The organism is Streptomyces sp. NPDC127190 (genome assembly GCF_042672505.1).
GTDB lineage: Bacteria > Actinomycetota > Actinomycetes > Streptomycetales > Streptomycetaceae > Streptomyces.
On sequence record NZ_JBHXVE010000004.1, the window covers coordinates 124,454 to 147,768 of the forward strand.

Consider the following 23,315-nt stretch of genomic DNA (forward strand, 5'->3'; position numbering starts at 1 on the left):
GTTCCAGCCAGCCGCACCCGGGCCGGCGTTATCCACAGACGTTATCCACAGGTCCTCTTCTCGACCTGGGGACAAGTCGACAACGAAGGGTCGGTCGGTCGACAAATCCCCCTTCGCCCCACAGGCGGGTCTACCGACGCATCGGCCACCCTTCGTCCACCTGTTTCCTTTGGTTCATCTTTCAGGGCGACCGTTTTCCACCGAAAGTGGGTGTCGAAGCGGTTTGACCGGGGAATTCTTCGCCGTGTTCGACACTTCCGGAGTGATCGATTCCGAAATCCACAGATCTTCCGCACAGCCTGTGGATAACTCTCGGAGAGGCGTGAGTCCCTGTGGACAACAGGGGCGCGACCGGCCCGCCAAGTGCCGCTCTCCACAAGGAAATCCGGTCAACCAGGCACCTCGGACCTGCCCCGTCCCAGGGAGTGAGACACTTTCCCTTGACCGGACTCGTTGCCTTGATCGGGACTCGACCGGACTCGACACAGTCGGCAATTACCGCATAGCGGAACGTATGGAGCGAATCAGAACTCCCCGGAATTGTGATTCGTGAGCGGCAACCCCGCACCGGTAGCCTTGGCCCTGTGATTGACCTTCGCCTGCTTCGTGAGGACCCCGACCGTGTGCGCGCGTCTCAGCGCGCCCGTGGAGAGGATGTCGCGCTCGTCGACGCTCTCCTGTCTGCCGACGAGCGGCGCAGGTCCTCCGGCGTCCGCTTCGACGAGCTGCGCGCCGAGCAGAAGCAGCTCGGCAAGCTCATCCCCAAGGCCACCGGCGACGAGAAGGCCGAACTGCTCAAGCGCGCCGAGCAGCTGAAGGCCGACGTCAAGGCCGCCGACGCCGAGCGCGACGCGGCCGACGCCGAGACCCAGGAACTGCTGCTCCGGCTCGGCAACCTCGTCCACCCCGACGTCCCCGTCGGCGGCGAGGAGGACTTCGTCACGCTGGAGACGCACGGCACCATCCGCGACTTCGCCGCCGAGGGCTTCGAGCCCAAGGACCACCTGGAGCTGGGCCAGCTGCTCGGCGCCATCGACGTCGAGCGCGGCGCCAAGGTCTCCGGCTCCCGCTTCTACTTCCTCACCGGCGTCGGCGCCCTGCTCGAGCTGGCCCTGGTGAACGCGGCGATCGCCCAGGCCACGGCGGCCGGCTTCACCCCCATGCTCACCCCGGCGCTGGTCCGCCCGCAGTCCATGGCGGGCACCGGCTTCCTCGGCCAGGCCGCCCAGGACGTCTACCACCTCGACAAGGACGACCTGTACCTGGTCGGCACCTCCGAGGTCCCGCTGGCGGCCTACCACATGGACGAGATCATCGACGCCGACAAGCTGCCGCTGCGGTACGCGGGCTTCTCGCCCTGCTTCCGCCGCGAGGCCGGCTCGCACGGCAAGGACACCCGGGGCATCTTCCGCGTGCACCAGTTCGACAAGGTCGAGATGTTCTCGTACGTCGCGCCCGAGGACTCCCAGGCCGAGCACCAGCGCCTGCTGGAGTGGGAGAAGCAGTGGCTGACCTCGCTGGAGCTGCCGTTCCGCGTCATCGACGTCGCCTCCGGTGACCTCGGCGCCTCGGCCGCCCGCAAGTACGACTGCGAGGCGTGGGTCCCGACCCAGGGCAAGTACCGCGAGCTGACCTCGACCTCGGACTGCACCGAGTTCCAGTCCCGCCGGCTGTCCATCCGGGTCCGCGACGGCAAGCAGGTCAAGCCGCTCGCCACCCTCAACGGCACGCTGTGCGCCGTACCGCGCACCATCGTGGCGATCCTGGAGAACCACCAGCAGGCCGACGGCTCCGTCCGGGTCCCCGAGGTGCTGCGCCCGTACCTGGGCGGCCGGGAGGTCCTGGAGCCGGTCGCCAAGTGACCGGGTTCCCCTTCCGGCTCATCGCCACCGACCTCGACGGAACGCTCCTGCGCTCCGACGAGTCGGTCTCGCAGCGCACCCGTGAGGCGCTCGCCGCGGCCACCGCGGCGGGCGCGGCCCATATCGTCGTCACCGGCCGCGCGGTCCCCTGGACCCGGCACATCCTGGACGACCTCGGCTACGACGGCCTCGCCGTCTGCGGCCAGGGCGCCCAGGTCTACGACGCCGGCGCGCACCGCCTGCTGACCTCGGTCACCCTGGACCGGCAGCTGGCGGGCGTGGCCCTGGCCAAGATCGAGGCCGAGGTCGGCCCGCTCTATCTGGCGGCCAGCCGGGACGGCCTCGACGGCGAGGTGCTGGTGGGCCCGGGCTACGCGGTCACGGGCAGGCTGCCGGCCACCCCCTTCACCGACGCGTCCGACCTGTGGTCGGCCCCGCTCGGCAAGATCTACATACAGCATCCGACGCTGACCGACGACGAGCTGGCCGAGGCCGCACGGACCGCGGCCGGCGGTTTCGTCAGCGTGGCCATGGCGGGCGAGGGCATCGTGGAGCTGCTCCCGCTGGGGCTGTCCAAGGCCACGGGTCTGTCTCTCGCCGCCCGCCGCCTCGGTCTGAAGGCCGCCGACACGCTCGCGTTCGGTGACATGCCCAACGACATCCCGATGTTCGCCTGGTCCGCCCGAGGGGTGGCCATGGCCAACGCCCACGAGGAACTGCGCGCGGTGGCCGACGAGGTGACCACCTCCAACGAGGAGGACGGCATCGCTGTCGTGCTGGAGCGCTTGCTGGGATAACCCGGGTGCAGAGTGCCCCCCTTGTGACAAGGGGGGCACCGGGGAGGGCGGCCCACGCGAGCGCGAGGCTCACATGCTCGAAGCGGCCGCCGGCAATCCCAGCCCGTTCCGCCCGGACACTCCCGGCAGATGGTGCACAACCACTCTGCGCCGGCACCGAGTCGGCTGCCACCGAATAACGGCGGCTCCACTACCGCCGACGCCATCTGCGTCTGCGCGCCTTGCTGAAGAACCAGCCGGCCGGCGGCTCGTCGGACCGCCAGGGCTGCGGCTGAGGCGCCTCGGCCTGCCAACGGGCGGCGAGCATCCGGGCCCGCGCGGACGGCTCGGCGGTCCCGGCGGCGCGGACGAAGTCCTCGTCCAGGACGAGGTCGTCCCAGGCGTCGCTCCCGGCCGGCGGCTGCCCGCGACCGTCCTGCGGCTCCCTTTCCTCTGCCATCACCGGCCTCCTCGCCGTGTCCGCCGTATCCAGTCTGCCCAGCCCCGGATGAAGTCCCCGTCAAGGCAGCCGGGGCCTACTCCTCGCCCGCCAGCTTCAGCGAGCGCAGCTTCTGGCCCGCGTACCAGGTGGCCAGCACGGTGACCGCCACCAGCAGCACCACCGCGGTCGGCAGTCCCACCTCGGAGGTGACCAGGTCGCCGCCGGCCAGCTTGTGGGCGACGGCCAGCGACCACTGCTGGACGCTCAGCGTGCGCGCCCCGGGCACCAGGGAGCCGAACAGCGCCTCCCACACGAGCGCGTAGACCAGCCCGAAGACCACGGCGTGCCGGGAGACCGTGCCGAGCAGCAGGAACAGGGCCGAGTACGCGATGGAGGAGACCAGCGCGGCGACGGTGTAGGCGACGGCGATCTGCTGGCCGTTGCCGTTCAGGATCAGACCGGCGATCAGGGTCGGCACCGCCGAGAACACCATGGTCACCGCGATGGCGACGATCAGCTTGGTGAAGATGATCGTCGGCCGCTTCAGCGGCTTGGCCAGCAGGTAGACGACGGAGCCGTCGTCGATCTCGGGGCCGATCGCACCGGTGCCCGCGATGACACCGATGATCGGCACCATGGTGGCGAGCGCGAACCCGCCGAGCACGTCGGCGGCGGTCTGGTCGTCCGCGCCGGTCAGGGAGCGCACCACCACGGAGATCACGATCAGCAGCAGCGGCAGCGCGCCGAGGATGAGGGCCCGACGGCGGCCGAGCAGGGCCCGGTAGGTGAGCCGGGCGACGGTGGGGTCGTACATCTTCGGCCTCCTACGCCGCGACCAGGTAAGAGAAGACGGACTCCAGGGACTCGTCGGACGGCGAGACCGTGAGCAGCCGGATGCCGTGGTCCCTGGCGACCTTCGGCAGCAGGGTGGTGAAACGGCCGAAGTCGACGGCCTGGATGCGCAGCGCGCCCTCGGTGTGGTCGACCTCGATCCCGGAGGTGGACGGGTCGGCGATCAGCGCGGCGGCGAGGGCGCGGTCGTCGCTGGAGCGGACCAGGTAGCGGTGCGGGCGGTCGGTCATCAGGCGGCGGATCCTGCGGAAGTCACCGCTGGCCGCGTGGCGTCCGGCGACGACGACCTCGATGTGCCGGGCCAGCTGCTCGACCTCTTCGAGGATGTGCGAGGAGAACAGCACGGTGCGGCCCTCGTCGCCCATCTTCCGCAGCAGGTCCATGAGTTGCAGGCGCTGCCGCGGGTCCATGCCGTTGAACGGCTCGTCGAGCAGCAGCAGCGACGGGTCGTGGACGAGGGCGCTCGCCATCTTCACGCGCTGCCGCATGCCCTTGGAGTAGGTGGAGATCTTCCGGTCCTGCGCGTACTCCATCTCCACCGTGGCGAGGGCCCGCTGGGCGGCCGTGGCGCCGAGGCCGTGCAGCTCGGCGTTGGCGAGCACGAACTCGCGGCCGGTGAGGAAGTCGTACATCGCCTCGCGCTCGGGGACGATGCCGATGTGCCGGTAGATCTCCTCGTTGCGCCAGACCGGCCGTCCGTCGAGGGTGACCGTGCCGGTGGAGGGGGCGAGGAAGCCGCCCATCATGTTGATGAGGGTGGACTTGCCGGCGCCGTTCGGTCCGAGCAGGCCGGTGACTCCGGGGCCGATGGTCATGGTGATGTCGTTGACGGCGACCACGTTGCCGAACCAGCGGGAGACGTGGTCGAGGCTCAGTGTGGTCACAGTCCCACCTTCTTGTAGCGGCGCAGCAGGAGGCCGTAGCTGCCGGCGATGAGGCCGAGGACCACCAGGACGTACACCACGCCCTGTCCGGCCGACGGGTCGACGCCTCCGGGGTTGCGGGCGGTCGCGCCCAGGAAGGCCGACTGGACCCCGTCGATCAGGGTGACCGGCGAGAACAGGCCGATCCACGGGATGACCCCGCTGTGTCCCTGGGTGTAGGCGATGGCCTGGAGCGTGGAGACCGCGCCATAGGAGATGACCATGACCGCGATCACGGCGGCGATGCCGAAGCCGCGGCGCGGGGTGACGGCTGCGATGACCAGGCCGATTCCGGCGAAGAGCAGGGAGAGCAGGGCCACGGAGACCAGTCCCTCGGCGAATTCCTTCGTCTGGTGGGCGAAGTCCAGCTTGGACAGCAGGGCGCCCGCGTACATCACGACCAGCGGGGCGGCGGTGAGGACGAAGACCGCCGAGGCGAGCGCCGCGTACTTGGCCCGGACGTAGTCGGCGGTCTCGATGGGCCGCGAGAAGTACAGCGGTACGGTCTTGAACCGCAGGTCGCGGGAGACGGACTGCGGCGCCTGCGCGGCGACGAACAGGCTGATCACGGCCTGGAGCATGATCCCGTAGCGGGTGTAGGCGACCGGCAGTTCGTGTGCCTTGGTGGCGACCGCGACGGCCACCATGATGGCCGCGGGCACGCACATCACCGTGAACAGCAGCATCGGCAGCACCTTGGACTTGGCCGAGCGGCCGAGTCCGTAGGAGCCGCGCAGGGACTGCGAGTACAGCGAGCGGCGGGCGTAGGCGCGGCCGAGGCGGGGGCCGTCGTAGCCGCGGTAGCCGATGTCGTGGATGCGGGTCTGGTCGCCCGCGGAGGTGGTCAGGGGCTGCTCAACCGCCATGGCCGACGGCCTCCTTCCGCTGCTCGTCGCTGCTGTGTGCGTCCTCGCCGGTGAACACCTCGGAGATGTGGTGCCGGCGCTGCTCCATGCGCACCAGGCCGAGGCCGAGGTCGGCGACCACGTCCCGGACCAGGTCGTAGGTTTCCTCGCCCTGTGCGGTGAGCAGCAGGATGTGGCCCGCGCCGGGCAGTCCGGCGCCCTCCGCGCGGGTGTCCACCCCGCGCGCGTGGAGCGCCTCGCGGACCGCGCTGGTGCCGTCCGGGTGGGTGTCGCTGTCGGTGACCTCGATCGCGAGGGTGGCGGTGCTCTGGGTGAAGTCGGTGGTGGAGCTGGAGCGCAGGAGCTTGCCGCCGTCGATGACGACGACGTGGTCGCAGGTGCGCTCCAGCTCGCCGAGCAGATGGGAGGTGACCAGGACCGAGATGCCGAACTCGGTGTGCACCCGGCGGATCAGGCCGAGCATCTCGTCGCGGCCGACCGGGTCGAGGCCGTTGGTGGGCTCGTCCAGGAAGACCAGCTGCGGGTCGTGCACCAGGGCCTGCGCGAGCTTGACCCGCTGTTTCATGCCGGTGGAGTAGCCGCCGATGGGGCGGTAGCGCTCCTCGTACAGCCCGACGTGGCGCAGGGTGTCCGCGGTGCGCTCGCGGGCCGCGGTGGGCGGCAGGCCGGACATGCGGGCCATGTGGACGACGAACTCGGTGGCCGAGACGTCCGGCGGCAGGCAGTCGTGTTCCGGCATGTAGCCGACGCGCTCACGGATGGCGGCGCCCTCGGTGGCGACGTCGAGGCCGAGCACCTCGGCGCGGCCCTCCGTGGCGGGGGACAGACCCAGCAGGATCTTGATCAGGGTGGACTTGCCGGCGCCGTTGGCCCCGACGAGTCCGGTCACACCGGGTCCGATGTCCACGGACAGCCGGTCGAGCGCGGTCACCCGGGGGAACCGCTTGCTCAGGCTTTCGGTCGCGATCACAGTCACGTCTACGACGGTAGTGATCCGGGACACTCCCGTCGTCAGACCACAGAGCCGTCTTCACCTCAGACCCAGGTATTACGGGGCCCTAGGGGATTCCCCCCTGCGGGGCCGTTCGGGGGTCCGCCGGCACCCTGCCGACGCGCCTATTGACGCCGACTCTAACAAGTGCGAGTGTCACCAGAGTCAAGTTACTGACGCGTACCGCGGACGACGGGACGGGCGGCATGACGACGGCAGTGAGCAGGGAACTCTCCGCGGAGCTGCGGGGGTTCAGGCGGGTGCAGCGCCTCGCCTACGAGTGCGCGGAGGCGGTCGCGGCACGCCTGGAGCCGGGCGTGACCGAGCGCGAGGCGGCACGGATGCAGCGCGCGTGGCTGCGCGAGCGCGGGGTGCGGGACTGGTTCCACCTGCCCTTCGCCTGGTTCGGGGACCGTACGGCGTTCGTGGACTTCCGCGTCCCGCTCCAGTTCTTCCCCACCGACCGCGCGCTGGCGCCCGGGATGCCGTTCATCCTGGACATGGCGCCGGTGTACGAGGGATACACGGCCGACATCGGCTACTCGGGCTCGCTCGGCGTGAACCCGGTGCAGGACCGGCTGCTGGCCGACCTGGAGGCGCACCGCGAGCTGATCCTGCGCGAGGTGCGCGAGCGGCGCCCGCTGCGGGACATCTACGAGGACGTGGACCGGCTCATGGTCCGCCAGGGCTACGCCAACCGGCACCGGGCGTATCCGTTCGGCGTGATCGCCCACAAGGTGGACCGGGTCAGGCAGCGTCGCTTCTCCCCGCATCTCTTCGGGTTCGGCACCCAGTCCCTGAAGGGCCTCGCCGCCGACGCGCTGCACGGCCACCGCGAGGGCTGGTCGCCCCTGTGGTCGCCGTACCGCTTCTCGGACCACCCGCCGCAGCCGGGCCTGTGGGCGGTCGAACCGCACCTCGGCTTCCGCGGCACGGGCGCCAAGTTCGAGGAGATCCTCGTGGTCACCGACTCGAAGGACCCCGAGGAGAGCGCGTTCTGGCTGGACGACGATCTGCCGCACGTGCGGCGCTGGGCGGAGGAGAAGTGACACTCGAGGGTGCGCGTGAGCGCTGGGTGCGGACCGGCGGGGTCGAGCTGTGCGTGGCCGAGCTGGGCGACCCGGAGCAGCCGACGGTGGTGCTGGTGCACGGCTATCCGGACAGCAAGGAGGTCTGGTCACCGGTCGCACAGCGCCTGGCCGGCCGCTTCCATGTCGTCCTCTACGACGTCCGGGGCCACGGCCGGTCGACGGCTCCCGCGCCGCTGCGCGGCGGCTTCACGCTCGCCAAGCTGACGGACGACTTCCTGGCCGTGGCGGACGCGGTCAGCCCGGACCGGCCGGTGCACCTGGTCGGCCACGACTGGGGCTCGGTGCAGTCCTGGGAGTTCGCCACGACCGGCCGCACCGAGGGCCGTATCGCCTCCTTCACCTCCATCTCCGGACCGTCCCTGGACCACTTCGGGCACTGGATCAACGCGCGCGTGAAGCGTCCGACGCCCCGCAGGGTGGGCCAGCTCCTCGGCCAGGGCGCCAAGTCCTGGTACGTCTATCTGCTGCACACCCCCGCGCTGCCGGAGCTGGCCTGGCGCGGCCCGCTCGGCAAGCGCTGGCCGGGGATCCTGCGGCGCGTCGAGCAGGTGCCCGCCGGCGACTACCCGACCGCCTCCCTGCCCTCGGACGCGGCCCACGGCGCCTGGCTGTACCGGGACAACGTCCGCGCCCGGCTGCGCAGGCCCCGCCCGGACGCGTACGCACACGCGCCCGTGCAGCTCATCACGCCCCAGGGGGACGCGTTCCTCTCCGAGCGCCTCTACGACGACCTGGACGCGTGGGTGCCCCAGTTGACCCGCCGCACCCTCCCGGCCAAGCACTGGGTGCCGCGCACCCGCCCCGACCAAGTGGCCGGCTGGATCGAGGAGTTCGTCACCGGCGTCGAGGGCGGCCGGCCGGAGGAGCGGGCCACCGGACGCCACGCCGACCGGTTCGCGGGCCAGTTGGTGCTGGTGACCGGGGCCGGCAGCGGAATCGGCCGGGCCACCGCGTTCGCCTTCGCGGAGGCGGGCGCGCGCGTGATCGCCGTGGACCGCGACGCCGAGACGGCGGCCCGCACCGCCGAACTCGCCCGGCTGATCGGCGCGTCCGGGGCATGGGCCGAGACGGCCGACGTCGCCGACGAGCAGGCCATGGAGAAACTCGCCGAGAAGGTGCACCGCGAGTACGGCGCACTGGACGTACTGGTCAACAACGCGGGCATCGGGCTGTCCGGCTCCTTCTTCACCACGACGACCGACGACTGGCGCAGGGTCCTGGACGTCAACCTCTGGGGCGTGATCCATGGTTGCCGCCTCTTCGGTGCCCGCATGGCCGAGCGCGGCCAGGGCGGCCATATCGTCAACATCGCGTCGGCGGCCGCCTTCCAGCCGTCCCGCGCGCTGCCGGCCTACAGCACCTCGAAAGCAGCCGTGTTGATGCTCTCCGAGTGCCTGCGCGCCGAACTCGCCGCACTGGACATCGGGGTGAGCGCGATCTGTCCCGGCCTGGTCAACACCAACATCACCGCGACCGCCCGCTTCACCGGCGTCGACGAGGCGGAGGAGCGCCGCCGCCAGAAGAACTCCGCCCGCCTGTACGGCCTTCGGAACTACCCGCCGGAGAAGGTGGCCGACGCGGTACTGGACGCGGTCGCCCGCAACAAGGCGGTCGTCCCGGTGACTCCGGAAGCCCGGGGCGCCCATCTGCTGTCCCGCTTCCTGCCGGGTGCGCTGCGCCGACTCGCCCGTGTGGAGCCGAAGTTGTGAGAGTGCCTTGAGGCGCTGGGGAGTTGGCCAAACGTCCCCATTCCCCGGGCACTTGTCCACAGATCCGCCAACTGGGCTTGTGGATAACTGCACTTGCTTGTGGATCAAACCTCGGGAGGAAAACAACCTGCGTGATCCGCGTCTCTCCCGCACGCTGGACGTATGAACGAGAGACAGGTGAGCGGGAAACGCGTGAGCGAGGGACATGTGAGCGAGGGCCGGCCGGACGAGAGACGTGCCGTGAAGGTGTCCAAGTACCTCTCCAAACACCTCCGGCACCAGCCCGAGCGCATCGGCCTCACACTGGACCGCGGCGGCTGGGTGGAGATCGACACACTGATCGACGCGGCCGCCGCACACGGGTTCCGGTTCACCCGTGCGGAACTGGACCACGTGGTGGCCGGCAACGACAAGCAGCGCTTCGCGATCGAGGGCACCCGCATCCGCGCCAGCCAGGGCCACAGCATCGACGTCGATCTCGGCCTGCCGCCCGCGACCCCGCCGCCGTACCTGTACCACGGCACGGTCGCCCGCAGCCTCGACGCGATCCGCGCCGACGGGCTCAAGCCCATGAACCGGCACGCCGTGCACCTGTCCGCCGACCGGGAGACCGCCACCCGGGTCGGTGCCCGCCGGGGCCGTCCCGTGGTGCTCGCCGTCGACGCCGGTGCCATGCACCGCGACGGCCACGTCTTCCACGTCAGCGCCAACGGCGTCTGGCTGACCGCCGCCGTCCCGCCCCGCTACCTGCGCTTTCCCGGCCCGCGCTGACGGCAGCCCCACACATGCGCCATATATGCGGAGCAGCCCGGCATCCCTGCCCGTCCGTGGCGGAGCGGCCGCGCACGGTGACCGTTTCGTCCGTTGTCAGTGGTGCCGCTTAGTCTCGGACGCATGAGCCTGCGTCTGAGCACCGTGATCCTGCCCTACCGCCGCTGGAGCGAAGGCGGCCGCGCGGCCTGGACGCGCGCCGAGGAGCTCGGCTTCCACACCGCGTACACCTACGACCACCTGTCCTGGCGCAGCTTCCGCGACGGCCCCTGGTTCGGCGCGGTACCGACGCTGACCGCCGCCGCGGCCGCCACGGACACCCTCCGCCTCGGCACCCTGGTCACCTCGCCGAACTTCCGCCACCCGGTGACCCTCGCCAAGGAGCTGATCTCCCTCGACGACATCTCGGGCGGCCGGATCACCCTCGGCATCGGCGCCGGCGGCACCGGCTTCGACGCCACCGCCCTCGGCCAGGAGCCCTGGTCCCCGCGCGAGCGGGCCGACCGGCTCGCCGAGTTCATCCCGCTGCTCGACCGGCTGCTCACCGAGGACGCGGTGACCCAGGAGGGCCGTTTCTACTCGGCGCACGAGGCACGGAACATCCCCGGCTGTGTGCAGCGCCCCCGGCTGCCGTTCGCGGTGGCGGCCACCGGCCCGCGCGGCCTCCGCCTCGCCGCGCGGCACGGCCAGGCCTGGGTGACCACCGGCGACCCGAAGCTGTACGAGACCGGCACCCCCGAGCAGTCCGTAGCGGCCCTGCGCGGGCAGCTCGGCAAGCTGTCCGAGGCGTGCGCGGCCGCCGGGCGCGACGTGGCGGACCTGGAGAAGGTCCTGCTCACCGGCTTCACCCCGGACCGGAACCAGCCGCTTCGGTCGCTGGACGCGTTCGTGGACTTCGCCGGCCGCCACCGCGAGCTGGGCTTCACCGAGATCGTCGTCCACTGGCCGATCCCGGACTCCGACTTCGCCGCCGACGAGAAGGTCTTCGAGCAGATCGCCATGGAGGCCCTGGCCCAGCTGGGCTGACGGCTCCGGACGTCATCTGTGTCTCATCTGTGCGGAGTTCCGCACGGGCGTGATGGCATATGCGCGACAATGGCCGGGTGACCTCAGCGACCAGACAGCCCGGGACCCCGTCCGCCGCCGTACGGCCGCGGCTGATCGCCACCGACCTCGACGGCACCCTGCTGCGCGACGACAAGTCGGTCTCCCCGCGGACCGTCGCCGCGCTGGCCCGCGCCGAGGAGGCCGGCATCGAGGTCTTCTTCGTCACCGGCCGCCCGGCCCGCTGGATGGACGTCGTCAGCGACCATGTCCACGGCCACGGCCTGGCGATCTGCGGCAACGGCGCCGCCGTCGTCGACCTGCACGGCGGCCCCGGCGCCCACCGCTTCGTGAAGGTGCGCGAACTGGACCGCAAGAACGCCCTGAGTGCCGTCGGACTGCTGCGCGACGCGGCTCCCGGCACCGTGTTCGCGATCGAGCAGACCTACGGCTTCCACCAGGAACCGGCCTATCCCAAGCTGCACATGGAGATACCCGACCGGCTGCTGCCCGCCGAGGACCTCCTCGCTCCCGACGGCCCGGACGCCGACCAGCCCGTCCTGAAGATCCTCGCCTACCACCCCGACCTCGACCCCGACGCCTTCCTGGGCCTCGCCCGGCTCGCCGTCGGCGGCCACGCCAACGTCACCCGCTCCAGCCCCAGCGCCCTGCTGGAACTGAGCGGCCCCGAGGTCTCCAAGGCCAGCACGCTCGCGCTGTGCTGCGCCGAACGCGGCATCTCGCACGAGGAGGTCGTCGCCTTCGGCGACATGCCCAACGACGTCGAGATGCTCACCTGGGCCGGACAGTCGTACGCGATGGGCAATGCCCACCCCGAGGTGGTCGCCGCCGCCTCGGGCCGGACGGTCGCCAACAACGACGACGGCGTCGCAGTGATCATCGAGCGCCTGCTGGCGGACCTCTAGCACCTTTCTTCCGCCGGCAAGCTCCGGAAGGAGAGGCCCTAGGAGGACGAGGAGGACGCCCCCACCAGCGACTCCGCCTCCGCCTCCCGGCGTGCCATCGTGCGCAGCGGCCCGTCCACCGCGGCCAGTTCCGCGTACGGACCCCGCTGCACCACCCGGCCGCCGTCCAGCACGATCACCTCGTCCACCGCCTCCAGACCCGCCAGCCGATGGGTGATCAGCAGGGTCGTACGGCCCTCCGTCGCGGCCAGCAGATCGGCGGTGAGCGCGTCGGCCGTCGGCAGGTCCAGATGCTCGGCCGGCTCGTCCAGGACCAGCACGGGGAAGTCCGCCAGCAGGGCGCGGGCCAGCGCCAGCCGCTGCCGCTGACCACCCGACAGCCGGGCCCCGTGCTCTCCCACCAGCGTGTCCAGGCCGTCGGGCAGCCCGTCCACCCAGTCCAGCAGCCGCGCCCGCGCCAGCACCCGGCGGAGCTCCTCCTCGGTGGCGCCCTTCCTGGCCAGCAGCAGGTTCTCGCGCACCGAGCTGTCGAAGAGATGCGCGTCCTGCGCGCACAGTCCGACCAGCCGCCGTACATCGTCGTCGGCCACCGTGTACGCGTCCACACCGGCCAGCGTGTACGAGCCTGCCTCGGCGTCGAGGAACCGCAGCAGCACCTGGGCGAGAGTCGTCTTGCCGGAACCCGACGGCCCGACCACGGCGATCCGGCGGCCCTGCTCCAGCGTGAGATCGACCCCGGCCAGCGCCTCCCGCCGCTGTCCCTCGTGCCGCGCGGACAGCCCCTTGAGGACCACCGGGAAGGGCACGGCGGGTGCCTGCCGCGGCCGCTCCGGCTCGCGCACCGGCTCCGGGGCGTCCAGCACCTCGTACACCCGCTCCGCGCTGCGCCGCACCCGCTGGCGGTAGCGCACGGCGAGCGGCAGTCCCAGGACGGCCTCGAAGGCGGCCAGCGGCGTGAGGACCACCACGGCCATCGCCACCCCGCCGAGCCGGCCCGCGGCCACCGCCTGGGCGCCGAACAGTGCCGCGGCGGTGACGGTCAGGCCGGAGACCAGCGCGGTGAGCCCGTCGCCGAGCGCGGTCACGGTCGCCGCCCGCGAGGCGATCCGGGTGAGGGTGGCGTCGGCCCGCCGGGCCGCCTCGGCACGGGCGGGCAGTGCACCGGCGACGGTCAGCTCGGCGGTGCCGGTGAGCAGATCGGTCACCCGGGTGGCGAGCACTCCCCGCGCGGGCGCCAGCCGCCGCTCGGTGCGCCGGGCCGCCGTCGCGGTCACCAGCGGCACACCCACGCCGGCCACCAGCAGGCCGGCCGCGAGGGTGGCCCCCGCCTCGGGCAGCAGCCACGCCGTGAAGCCGACGGAAGCGGCGGAGACGACCAGGGCGACCCCGGCCGGCAGCAGCCAGCGCAGCCAGTAGTCCTGAAGCGCGTCCACATCGGCGACCAGCCGGGTGAGCAGGTCCCCCCGGCGCACCGTCCGGAGCCCGGCGGGCGCGAGCCGCTCCAGCCGCCGGTACACGGCGACCCGGGTGTCGGCCAGCATCCGCAGTACGGCGTCGTGCGACACCAGCCGCTCCGCGTACCGGAAGACGGCCCGCCCGATACCGAAGGCCCGGGTCGCCGTCACGGCCACCATCAGGTACAGCACCGGCGGCTGCTGCGAGGCCCGCGAGATGAGCCACCCGGAGGTCGCCATCAGCCCGACGGCACACCCCAGCGCCAGACTCCCAAGCACCAGGGCCAACCCCAGCCGCCCGCGCCACTCCCCGGCAAGCCCCCGAACCCACCTCAACCCCCGAGACCGCCCCCTCGCCGCGGAAGACGCAGCAGGCTCACTTTCCAGCTGACCGAGCGGAGACGCTGTGGGCTCACCTTCCAGCCGAGGGAGTCGGGTGGCGGGTGGGCGAGGACGGGGGTCCAGGGGGCGGAGCCCCCTGGGACGCTCACTGCCACCCCGGCCACCCAACATCTCCGCGCCACTCAACACCCCGGCGCCACTCACCACCTCCGCGCCACTCACCACCGCACCGCCCACACCCAACCGCACCACCCGCCCGGCAACCCCCAGCAACGCCGGCCGATGCACCACAAGCAACACCGTCCGCCCAGCGGCCAGCCTCCGCACCGCCGCCACAACCTCCGCCTCCGTCCCCCCATCCAGCGCAGCCGTCGGCTCATCCAGCAACAGCACCGGCCGATCCGCCAGAAACGCCCGCGCCAACGCGAGCCGCTGCCGCTGCCCCGCCGACAACCCGGCCCCGTCCTCCCCGAGAACCGTCTCTGCCCCCTCCGGCAGCGCATCCACGAACTCCAGCGCCCCCGCGTCCCGCAACGCCTGCCGCACCACACCGTCGTCCGCACCGGGCCGGGCCAGCCGTACGTTCTCCGCGATGGTCCCGGCGTACAGATGCGGCCGCTGCGGCACCCAGGCGATCCGCGACCGCCACGCCTCCGGGTCGAGGTCGGCGAGATCGGCTCCCCCCACCCGCACCCGGCCCCCGGTGGGCCGGACGAACCCCAACAACACGTTCAGCAGCGTCGACTTGCCCGCCCCGCTCGGCCCGACCAGCGCCACGGTCTCACCGGGCTCCACCCGGAAGGACACATCGGTCACGGCATCGGCCGACCGCCCCGGATAGCGAACGGTGACCCCCTCGAAGGCCACCGCGCCCACCGAGCCTTCCGCAGACACCGGCACCGCGCCCTCGCCCGCCGCCGGAACCGGCGTCTCCAGCACCGAGAAGATCTCCTCCGCAGCGGCGAGCCCCTCCGCCGCCGCGTGGTACTGCGCCCCCACCTGCCGCACCGGCAGATAGGCCTCGGGCGCCAGGATCAGGATCACCAGGCCGATGGACAGATCCATCTCGCCATGGACGAGCCGCATCCCGATCGTCACGGCGACCAGCGCGACCGACAGCGTGGCCAGCAGCTCCAGTGCGAAGGAGGACAGGAAGGCGATCCGCAGGGTCCGCATGGTCGCCTGGCGGTACTCCCCGGTGATCCGGCGGATGGACGCGGCCTGCGCCTTGGCCCGGCCGAACACCTTCAGCGTGGGCAGCCCCGCGACCACGTCCAGGAAATGGCCGGACAGCCGGGACAACAGCTGCCACTGCCGGTCCATCCGGGACTGCGTGGCCCAGCCGATCAGAGCCATGAAGAGCGGGATCAGCGGCAGCGTGCCGACGATGATCGCCGCCGACACCCAGTCCTCGGTGACGATCCGCGCCAGGACGGCCACCGGTACGACCACCGCAAGCCCCAGCTGCGGCAGATAGCGCGCGAAGTAGTCATCGAGGGCATCAACGCCCCGCGTGGCCAGAGTGACCAGAGAACCCGTCCGCTGACCGCTCAGCCAACCGGGACCAAGAGCGGCCGCCCGCTCGAGGAGCCGCCTCCGCAGCTCCGACTTCACCGCCGCACTGGCCCGGTGGGCCGCGCGTTCGGTGAGCCACGCGACCACCGACCGCCCCACCGCCACGGCGGCCAGCAACAGCAACGGACTGCGCAGCTCAGCGACCGACTGCCCGTGCTGGAAGGCCCCGACGACGATGTCGGCGATGAGCATCGCCTGAGCGATGACCAGCCCGGCACCGACCGCCCCGAGAGCGATGACCGCCACCAGGAAGAGGCGGGTGGCGCGGGCGTACCGCAGAAGACGCGGATCGATGGGTTTCACGTGAAACATGCCCTTCGGTCCAGAGGGTGTGTTTCACGTGAAACACACCCTCGGCGGACTCAGTGTGCGGCGCCGGCAGCAGCGTCAGGAGCGATGTGCTGCGTACCGATCCGCTTGCGGAACACCCAGTAGGTCCAGCCCTGGTAGAGCAGGACGATCGGCATGGCGATCGCTGCGCACCAGGTCATGATCTTCAGGGTGTAGGGGCTCGACGAGGCGTTGGAGACCGTCAGGCTCCACTCCCCGTTGAGCGTCGACGGCATGACGTTCGGGAAGAGCGAGAGGAAGAGCATCGCCACGGCGGCCACGATGGTGACCCCGGACAGTGCGAACGACCAGCCCTCCCGGCCTGCCTGGTTGGCCACGAGGGCGGCCACCAGCGCGACGACCGCGACGATCAGAGCCACCAGACTCGCGCTGTCACCGCTGTGGGCCTGTGTCCACAGCAGGAAGGCGAGTGCCACCACGGCCGTGGCCAGACCGACCCAGAGCGCCAGCTTCCGCGCCCGCACCCGGATGTCACCGACGGTCTTGAGCGCGGTGAACACCGCTCCGTGGAAGGTGAACAACGTGAGCGTCACCAGGCCACCCAGCAGGGCGTAGGGGTGGAACAGATCCCCGACGCTGCCGACGTACTCGAAGTTCCGGTCGATCTTCACACCCCAGACGAGGTTCGCGAAGACCACGCCCCACAGGAACGCCGGGATCAGCGAGGTCCAGAAGATCGCCGTCTCCCAGTTGCGCTGCCAGTTCTCCTTCGGTCGCTTCGCCCGGTACTCGAAGGCGACCCCCCGGATGATCAGGCAGACCAGAATGACCAGCAGGGGCAGGTAGAAGCCGGAGAAGAGGGTGGCGTACCACTCGGGGAAAGCGGCGAAGGTCGCGCCGCCGGCGGTGAGCAGCCACACCTCGTTGCCGTCCCAGACGGGGCCGATGGTGTTGATCAGCACCCGGCGCTCGGACCGGTTCCGGGCCAGCAGCTTGGTGAGGATGCCGACCCCGAAGTCGAATCCCTCCAGAAAGAAGTAGCCGGTCCACAGGACGGCGATCAGGACGAACCAGACGTCGTGAAGTTCCATGACTGTCCCCTCGGCCTAGTAGGAGAAGGCCATCGGCTTGTCGGCGTCACGGGTGTCGCCGCCGATCTTCGTGGGCGGGTTGAGGTCGGCTTCGGTCAGCTCGGGCGGACCGGCCTTGACGTACTTCGCGAGCAGCTTGACCTCGACCACGGCGAGGACCGCGTACAGCGTCGTGAAGACGATCATCGAGGTGAGGATCTCGCCCTGGGAGACACCGGGGGAGACCGCCTGCCGGGTCTGGAAGACGCCGTAGACGACCCACGGCTGCCGGCCCATCTCGGTGAAGATCCAGCCCCAGGAGTTGGCGATCAGCGGGAAGGCCAGGGTCCAGGTCGCGATGCGCCAGTACCAGGGGGTGAGCTTCGGGCCGAGTGCCTTGCTCTTGAAGAGCACCAGGTGCGGCACCTCGTCCTCACCGACCCGCAGATGCCGGGGGAGCATGAACTTCTTGCGGGTCAGCCAGAGCCCGGCCAGGCCCAGGGCGAAGGAGGCCATGCCGAAGCCGATCATCCAGCGGAAGCCCCAGAAGGCGACGGGGATGTTGGGCCGGTAGTCACCGGGCCCGAACTTCTGCTGCTCGGCCTTGTTGACGTCGTTGATGCCGGGGACGTACGAGGTGAAGTCGTCGTTGGCGAGGAAGGACAGCAGGCCGGGGATCTCCACGGCCACGGTGTTGTGGCCCTTCTGCACATCGCCGTACGCGAAGATCGAGAACGGTGCCGGCTTCTGGCCGTCCCACAGCGCCTCGGCGGCCGCCATCTTCATCGGCTGCTGCTTGAACATCACCTTGCCGAGCACATCGCCGCTGACGGCGGTGAGCAGACCGGCGATGACCACCGTGACCAGGCCCAGCCGCAGCGAGGTCTTCATCACGCGCACATGCTTCCTGCGGGCCAGGTGGTAGGCCGCGATGCCCACCATGAAGGCGCCACCGGTCAGGAAGGCGGCGGACAGGGTGTGGAAGACCTGGCTCAGTGCGGTGTTCTGGGACAGCACGGCCCAGAAGTCGGTCAGCTCGGCACGGCCCTTGGCCTTGTTGATCCGGTAGCCGACGGGGTGCTGCATCCAGGAGTTGGCCGCGAGGATGAAGTACGCCGACAGGATCGTGCCGATCGACACCATCCAGATGCAGGCCAGGTGGATCTTCTTGGGCAGCTTGTCCCAGCCGAAGATCCACAGCCCGATGAACGTGGACTCGAAGAAGAACGCGATCAGCGACTCGAAGGCGAGCGGGGCGCCGAAGATGTCACCGACGAAGCGGGAGTAATCGGACCAGTTCATGCCGAACTGGAACTCCTGCACGATGCCGGTGACCACACCCATGGCGATGTTGATCAGGAAAAGCTTGCCCCAGAACTTGGTGGCCCTGAGGTACTTCTCCTTGTCCGTACGTACCCAGGCGGTCTGGAGCCCGGCCGTGAGCGCGGCCAGGGAGATCGTCAGCGGGACGAACAGGAAGTGGTAGACGGTGGTGATGCCGAACTGCCAGCGCGCCAGTGTCTCCGGCGCCAAAGCCAAGTCCACGTCGTCAGCTCCTTACTTCGCCGCGGTAGCGGCGGTTTGCCCCTTTTGTCGCGCACATAATGGAGCAACCGGGACACGCTTGTGAACGCGTTCACATTCACAAGCCATTATGACGCACTGATTTTCAGCCCGGCAGGGTGGGGTGGCTCTATCGCCATGGCGTCAAGACCTTGGCAGCGACTTCAACATCTTGTTGAATTGCGCGCCATGCAGATACGGATCTCCTGGCCCGCGGGAAACCTCACCGCGACCCTCGACGGCACCACACCGACCGCGCAGGCCCTGGCAAAGGCACTGCCTCTCACCTCTACCGCTCAGACATGGGGCGAGGAGGTCTATTTCGACACAGGCGTCTCTGTTTCACGTGAAACGGACGCCCGGCAGGTCGTGGAGCCGGGCACGGTGGCGTTCTGGACGGACGGCGACTCGCTCGCCCTCCCCTACGGCCCCACACCGATCTCGCGAGGGACCGAGTGCCGCCTCGCGAGCCCGTGCAACATCCTCGGGCGGGTGGACGGGGACGCCGGCGTCCTGGCGACTGCACGGGCCGGCGACCCCATCCGGGTGGAACTGATCGACGAGTAGAGCGGGGAGCGAGACACCCGCTCCCGCCGACGTCGGGCTACAACCACTGCGGACGCGGAGCTACAGCTCCTTGTGGAACGCCTCCGTCACCTTCAGGAAGATGTCGTTCGCCTCGGTCTCGCCGATCGTGACCCGCACACCCTCGCCCGGGAACGGCCGGACCACCACTCCGTGCTCCTCACAGGCCTGCGCGAACGCGACCGTCCGCTCCCCCAGCCGCAGCCATACGAAGTTGGCCTGCGTCTCCGGCACCGTCCAGCCCTGGGCCCGCAGCGCGTCGACCACGCGCGTGCGCTCGCACACCAGCGAGCCGACCCGGCCCAGCAGTTCGTCCTCGGCCCGCAGCGAGGCGATCGCCGCCTCCTGCGCCAGCTGGCTCACGCCGAACGGCACCGCCGTCTTGCGCAGCGCCGCCGCCACCGGCTCATGGGCGATCGCAAACCCGACGCGCAGTCCGGCAAGGCCGTACGCCTTGGAGAACGTGCGCAGGACGCAGACGTTGGGCCGCTCCCGGTACAGCTCGACACCATCGGGCACCTCGGGATCCCGGATGAACTCGCGGTACGCCTCGTCCAGCACCACCAGCACATCGCTGGGCACCCGGTCGAGGAAGCGCTCCAGCTCGGCCCGCCGCACCACCGTGCCGGTCGGGTTGTTCGGGTTGCAGACGAAAATCAGCCGGGTCCGGTCGGTGATCGCCTCCGCCATCGCGTCCAGGTCGTGCACATCGCCCGGCGTGAGCGGCACCGGCACCGCCCGGGCACCGCTGATCTGCGTGATGATCGGGTACGCCTCGAAGGACCGCCAGGCGAAGATCACCTCGTCGCCGGGGCCGCTGGTCGCCTGGAGCAGCTGCTGGGCCACACCGACCGAGCCGGTGCCGGTGGCCAGGTGGGAGACCGGGACGCCGAACCGGTCCGACAGCTCGTCCATCAGGCCGGTGCAGGCCATGTCGGGATAGCGGTTGAAGTTGCAGGCCGCGGCGGTCACCGACTCCATGACGCCCGGCAGCGGCGGGTACGGGTTCTCGTTGGAGGACAGCTTGTAGGCGACCGGCCCGCCGGCCGCGGCGGGCTTGCCCGGCTTATAGGTGGGGATACCCTCCAGCTCGGCGCGCAGCTTGGGGCTCGTCTCGCTCACCGCAGTCCTCCTCGCGACCACCGGCGGACCGTCGACGCCGCCGGCTTCCAATACTCCTCACCTTATGAGGATTCGGCAGTCCTGAGTACTGGCTGCGGGCAAACCACGTCGATCCCCCTGTCATCACGGGCATCACCGCACGAAGGCGTACGTTTCAGGGGGCGCGCCGTACATATATCTACGCGCCGGTGGCTCACGCCGTGGCGCGCGTCCCCCGTGAAGGTGAGTTGAGACCTCTTCGAGACATCGGGCACTTGGCAGGTTCATACGCGTCACCACGACACGTCTTCCTGCTGAACCGCTCAACTACCTTTACTTCAAAGGAAGTTGACTACCCATGACCTTGCAGAAACGTGCCTGTCAACGCGTGCATATGCGTCCGCACTACCCCACCGCATGAGCCCTACTATCGGCTCGCCATGACAGCAGCAGGGAAGCATCAGGTGAGCCGCGCGGAAACCTCACGTCGAGGCAGCCGGCCGGGCCGAGCGGGCATCAGGGACGTGGCCGCCGCCGCCGGAGTCTCCATCACTACCGTCTCCGACGCCCTCAACGGCAAGGGCCGGCTCCCGGATGCCACCCGGCGCCATGTCCGTGAGGTCGCCGACCGGCTGGGGTACCGACCCTCGGCCGCCGCCCGAACCCTCCGTACCGGCAAGTCCGGCCTCATCGGCCTGACGGTGACCACGTACGGGGATGAACCTTTCACCTTCACGGAGTTCGCGTACTTCGCCGAGATGGCCCGGGCCGCGACCTCGGCGGCACTCGCCCGCGGCTACGCCCTCGTCATCCTGCCCGCGACCTCCCGGCACGACGTGTGGTCCAACGTCGCCCTGGACGGCACCGTCGTGATCGACCCCTCCGACCAGGACCCGATGGTCAGCGAACTGGTCCGCCAGGGACTGCCCGTCGTATCCGACGGCCGCCCGGTCGGCTCGCTCCCCGTGACCGCCTGGGTCGACAACGACCACGAGGCCGCCGTCCTCGGCATCCTCGACCACCTCGCCGACGCCGGCGCCCGCCGTATCGGGCTGCTCACGGGCACCACGACGGACACCTACACCCATCTGTCCACCACCGCCTACCTGCGCTGGTGCGAGCGCGTCGGCCAGGATCCGGTCTACGAGGCCTACCCCGCGCACGACCCGTGCGCCGGTGCCGTCGCCGCCGACCGGCTGCTCGCCCGCCCCGACCGGCCCGACGCCGTCTACGGCCTGTTCGACCCCAACGGCACCGACCTGCTGGCCGCCGCCCGCCGCTATGGGCTCCGGGTCCCGGAGGACCTGCTGCTGGTGTGCTGTAGCGAGTCCACCGTGTACGCCAGTACCGAGCCGCCCATCACCACGCTGTCGCTGAAGCCGCGCCGCATCGGCACCGCCGTGGTGCAGCTGCTCATCGACGCCATCGAGGGCGTCGACTCGGACCACCCGGTCGAGCAGGTGATACCGACCGAACTGATCGTGCGCACCTCCTCCCAGCGCCGCCCCCCGCGGACCACGGTCAGTCCACCGCGGTCCCCGGACGAGGCATAGCCGCCGGGCGAGCGGCGCCCAGGGGCAGCGGAGGCCGGGGGCAGCGAAGGCCGGGGGCAGCGAAGGCCGGACGGCGCGCGGACGACGGATCACCCACGGTCGTGGAGGGTCGTCCGCCGCGTGCCCGACCGGTCGCCGCGCGTCGGCCGGCACCCCACGGACCGGTCGTACCCGGCACCGCAGGACCGGCAAGCGGCCGCCAGCGCCTCCGCTGTCAGCCGAACACCTGCCCAAACGGGGCGAAAGCCGCGGCGAACCGGAGTCTTGTTCCGATTCACCACCCCTGGGTCATCACACGGCGCGACGCGCATTCCTATGATGGGCCCACGACACCGCGGACCGCTGCGACCAGGCAGTCCGAAGCGGTGCAGATGCGGCGCGATGGTGGAGGGGTCTGATGACTCAGGGGGCCGGTCAGGGACCCGAGGTGGAGCGGACGGCGACGCTGCGCGACTTCCGGGTACCCGCGTACGTCCACGAGACCGGTCCGTACGTCCACCAGGTCCATCCCGGCGACGCCGTCCCGCCCGCCGACACGGCCTACCCGGGGGACTACACGCCCACCCAGCGCGACCTGCCCGTCATCAACCGAGGTGACACGCTCCAGCTGCCCGTGGACCCGGCGCCCGCCGCCCCGGCTCCGCAGCCGGCGGCCGGTCCCGGACCGCTGTACGTCGTCGGCGACGTCCACGGCTACCTCGCCGAACTGGTGGCCGCCTTGCAGGACCGGGGGCTGATCGACGCCTCCGGCCAGTGGTGCGCGGGCACCACCCGGCTGTGGTTCCTCGGCGACTTCACCGACCGCGGTCCGGACGGCATCGGCGTCATCGACCTGGTCATGCGGCTGTCCGCCGAGGCGGCCGCGGCCGGCGGCTACTGCAAGGCCCTGATGGGCAACCACGAGCTGCTGCTGCTCGGCGCCAAACGGTTCGGCGACACCCCCGTCAACTCCGGCGCGGGCACCGCCACCTTCCAGGCGGCCTGGCTGCTCAACGGCGGCCAGAAGACCGACATGGACCGCCTCCAGGACCACCACCTTCAGTGGATGGCCCGCCTGGACGCCGTGGAGGAGGTCGACGGCTATCTGCTGCTGCACTCCGACACCACCGCTTATCTCGACTACGGGGACTCGATCGAGGCCGTCAACGACACCGTCCGCGAGACCCTGACCCGCAACGACGCCGACGAGGTCTGGGATCTCTTCCGCAAGTTCACCAAGCGCTTCTCCTTCCGCGACGAGGGCGGCGCGGCCGCCGTGCGCTCCCTTCTCGATACGTACGGCGGCACCCGGGTCGTTCACGGGCACAGCCCCATTCCCTACCTGCTCGGCGAGGTCGGCTCCGAGGACGGCGAGGAGGGCACCGGCCCGGTCGTCGAGGGACCGCATGTCTACGCCGACGGGCTCGCCATCGCCATGGACGGCGGAGTGACCATGGCCGGAAAGCTGCTCGTCGAACAACTCCCTCTGGAAAACTGACGGTTCGCCGGGCAGGCGTCCCCCGGCGGAGATACGTGCAGGCCGGACCCC

Annotated in this window: 19 protein-coding genes; 10 read left to right on the forward strand and 9 right to left on the reverse strand. The window is 70.6% G+C overall.

Features of this window, described 5'->3' with window-relative positions:
- Positions 1-584 precede the first annotated feature (584 nt).
- Together serS and ACFVIU_RS08705 are read left to right on the forward strand one after the other, a co-directional pair.
- Positions 585-1,862 carry a serine--tRNA ligase gene (gene serS / locus ACFVIU_RS08700; protein ID WP_385841485.1) on the forward strand — a complete coding sequence of 426 codons (1,278 nt, stop codon included), beginning with the start codon at positions 585-587 and terminating at the stop codon, positions 1,860-1,862.
- Entirely contained in the window at positions 1,859-2,659 is an 801-nt protein-coding gene (locus tag ACFVIU_RS08705) for an HAD family hydrolase (RefSeq protein ID WP_385841486.1), read from the forward strand. Before serS ends, ACFVIU_RS08705 begins: the two co-directional genes overlap by 4 nt.
- Before the next feature lie 190 nt (positions 2,660-2,849).
- On the opposite strand, the gene ACFVIU_RS08710 is transcribed toward ACFVIU_RS08705, so the two are convergent.
- The 5 genes from ACFVIU_RS08710 to ACFVIU_RS08730 form a co-directional block, all read right to left on the reverse strand.
- Complete coding sequence (locus ACFVIU_RS08710) at positions 2,850-3,098, reverse strand: hypothetical protein (protein WP_385841487.1); 249 nt, start codon at positions 3,096-3,098, stop codon at positions 2,850-2,852.
- A 76-nt stretch (positions 3,099-3,174) separates the two neighbouring features.
- Positions 3,175-3,894, reverse strand: coding sequence for an ABC transporter permease subunit (locus ACFVIU_RS08715; RefSeq protein WP_385841488.1), 720 nt, complete (start codon positions 3,892-3,894; stop codon positions 3,175-3,177).
- Between the two features lie 10 nt (positions 3,895-3,904).
- The gene (locus ACFVIU_RS08720) at positions 3,905-4,816 is read right to left on the reverse strand and encodes an ABC transporter ATP-binding protein (RefSeq protein WP_385841490.1); all 912 of its coding nucleotides are present in this window, start codon (positions 4,814-4,816) and stop codon (positions 3,905-3,907) included.
- Positions 4,813-5,721: an ABC transporter permease gene (locus tag ACFVIU_RS08725; RefSeq protein ID WP_385841491.1), complete on the reverse strand. Its 909-nt coding sequence runs from the start codon at positions 5,719-5,721 to the stop codon at positions 4,813-4,815. Before ACFVIU_RS08725 ends, ACFVIU_RS08720 begins: the two co-directional genes overlap by 4 nt.
- Positions 5,711-6,691: an ABC transporter ATP-binding protein gene (locus ACFVIU_RS08730; RefSeq protein ID WP_385841802.1), complete on the reverse strand. Its 981-nt coding sequence runs from the start codon at positions 6,689-6,691 to the stop codon at positions 5,711-5,713. Before ACFVIU_RS08730 ends, ACFVIU_RS08725 begins: the two co-directional genes overlap by 11 nt.
- Positions 6,692-6,918: 227 nt before the next feature.
- Between ACFVIU_RS08730 and ACFVIU_RS08735 the strand changes: the two genes are divergently transcribed.
- From ACFVIU_RS08735 to ACFVIU_RS08755, 5 genes are all read left to right on the forward strand, one after another.
- Positions 6,919-7,761 (forward strand): M24 family metallopeptidase, encoded by an 843-nt coding sequence (locus ACFVIU_RS08735; protein ID WP_385841492.1) that lies wholly within the window; start codon positions 6,919-6,921, stop codon positions 7,759-7,761.
- Positions 7,758-9,512 (forward strand): SDR family oxidoreductase, encoded by a 1,755-nt coding sequence (locus ACFVIU_RS08740; RefSeq protein ID WP_385841493.1) that lies wholly within the window; start codon positions 7,758-7,760, stop codon positions 9,510-9,512. The genes ACFVIU_RS08735 and ACFVIU_RS08740 overlap by 4 nt, the downstream gene beginning before the upstream one ends.
- 207 nt (positions 9,513-9,719) lie before the next feature.
- Positions 9,720-10,283 (forward strand): RNA 2'-phosphotransferase, encoded by a 564-nt coding sequence (locus ACFVIU_RS08745; RefSeq protein ID WP_385841803.1) that lies wholly within the window; start codon positions 9,720-9,722, stop codon positions 10,281-10,283.
- Between the two features lie 123 nt (positions 10,284-10,406).
- On the forward strand, positions 10,407-11,309 hold the full coding sequence (locus ACFVIU_RS08750; RefSeq protein ID WP_385841494.1) for an LLM class flavin-dependent oxidoreductase: 903 nt from the start codon (positions 10,407-10,409) through the stop codon (positions 11,307-11,309).
- Positions 11,310-11,368: 59 nt separating this feature from the next.
- The gene (locus tag ACFVIU_RS08755) at positions 11,369-12,253 is read left to right on the forward strand and encodes a Cof-type HAD-IIB family hydrolase (protein WP_385841495.1); all 885 of its coding nucleotides are present in this window, start codon (positions 11,369-11,371) and stop codon (positions 12,251-12,253) included.
- Between the two features lie 38 nt (positions 12,254-12,291).
- Here the strand turns inward: ACFVIU_RS08755 and cydD are convergent, their stop codons facing one another.
- Genes cydD through ACFVIU_RS08770 form a run of 3 tightly spaced genes read right to left on the reverse strand, consistent with a single transcriptional unit; the run spans position 12,292 to position 18,530 of the window.
- On the reverse strand, positions 12,292-15,927 hold the full coding sequence (gene cydD / locus ACFVIU_RS08760) for a thiol reductant ABC exporter subunit CydD (protein ID WP_385841496.1): 3,636 nt from the start codon (positions 15,925-15,927) through the stop codon (positions 12,292-12,294).
- A gap of 59 nt (positions 15,928-15,986) precedes the next feature.
- On the reverse strand, positions 15,987-17,006 hold the full coding sequence (cydB, locus tag ACFVIU_RS08765; RefSeq protein WP_385841497.1) for a cytochrome d ubiquinol oxidase subunit II: 1,020 nt from the start codon (positions 17,004-17,006) through the stop codon (positions 15,987-15,989).
- Positions 17,007-17,021: 15 nt separating this feature from the next.
- The gene (locus ACFVIU_RS08770; protein ID WP_385841498.1) at positions 17,022-18,530 is read right to left on the reverse strand and encodes a cytochrome ubiquinol oxidase subunit I; all 1,509 of its coding nucleotides are present in this window, start codon (positions 18,528-18,530) and stop codon (positions 17,022-17,024) included.
- A gap of 207 nt (positions 18,531-18,737) precedes the next feature.
- On the opposite strand from ACFVIU_RS08770, the gene ACFVIU_RS08775 reads away from it, so the two are divergent.
- Positions 18,738-19,115, forward strand: coding sequence for a cyclophilin-like fold protein (locus tag ACFVIU_RS08775; RefSeq protein WP_385841499.1), 378 nt, complete (start codon positions 18,738-18,740; stop codon positions 19,113-19,115).
- 60 nt (positions 19,116-19,175) lie between these two features.
- Here the strand turns inward: ACFVIU_RS08775 and hisC are convergent, their stop codons facing one another.
- A complete protein-coding gene (gene hisC / locus ACFVIU_RS08780) occupies positions 19,176-20,255 on the reverse strand; it encodes a histidinol-phosphate transaminase (protein WP_385841500.1) in 1,080 nt (359 codons plus the stop codon).
- Between the two features lie 419 nt (positions 20,256-20,674).
- Between hisC and ACFVIU_RS08785 the strand changes: the two genes are divergently transcribed.
- Positions 20,675-21,787 carry a LacI family DNA-binding transcriptional regulator gene (locus ACFVIU_RS08785; RefSeq protein ID WP_385841501.1) on the forward strand — a complete coding sequence of 371 codons (1,113 nt, stop codon included), beginning with the start codon at positions 20,675-20,677 and terminating at the stop codon, positions 21,785-21,787.
- 397 nt (positions 21,788-22,184) lie between these two features.
- Positions 22,185-23,264 (forward strand): metallophosphoesterase, encoded by a 1,080-nt coding sequence (locus tag ACFVIU_RS08790; RefSeq protein WP_385841502.1) that lies wholly within the window; start codon positions 22,185-22,187, stop codon positions 23,262-23,264.
- Positions 23,265-23,315 lie beyond the last annotated feature (51 nt).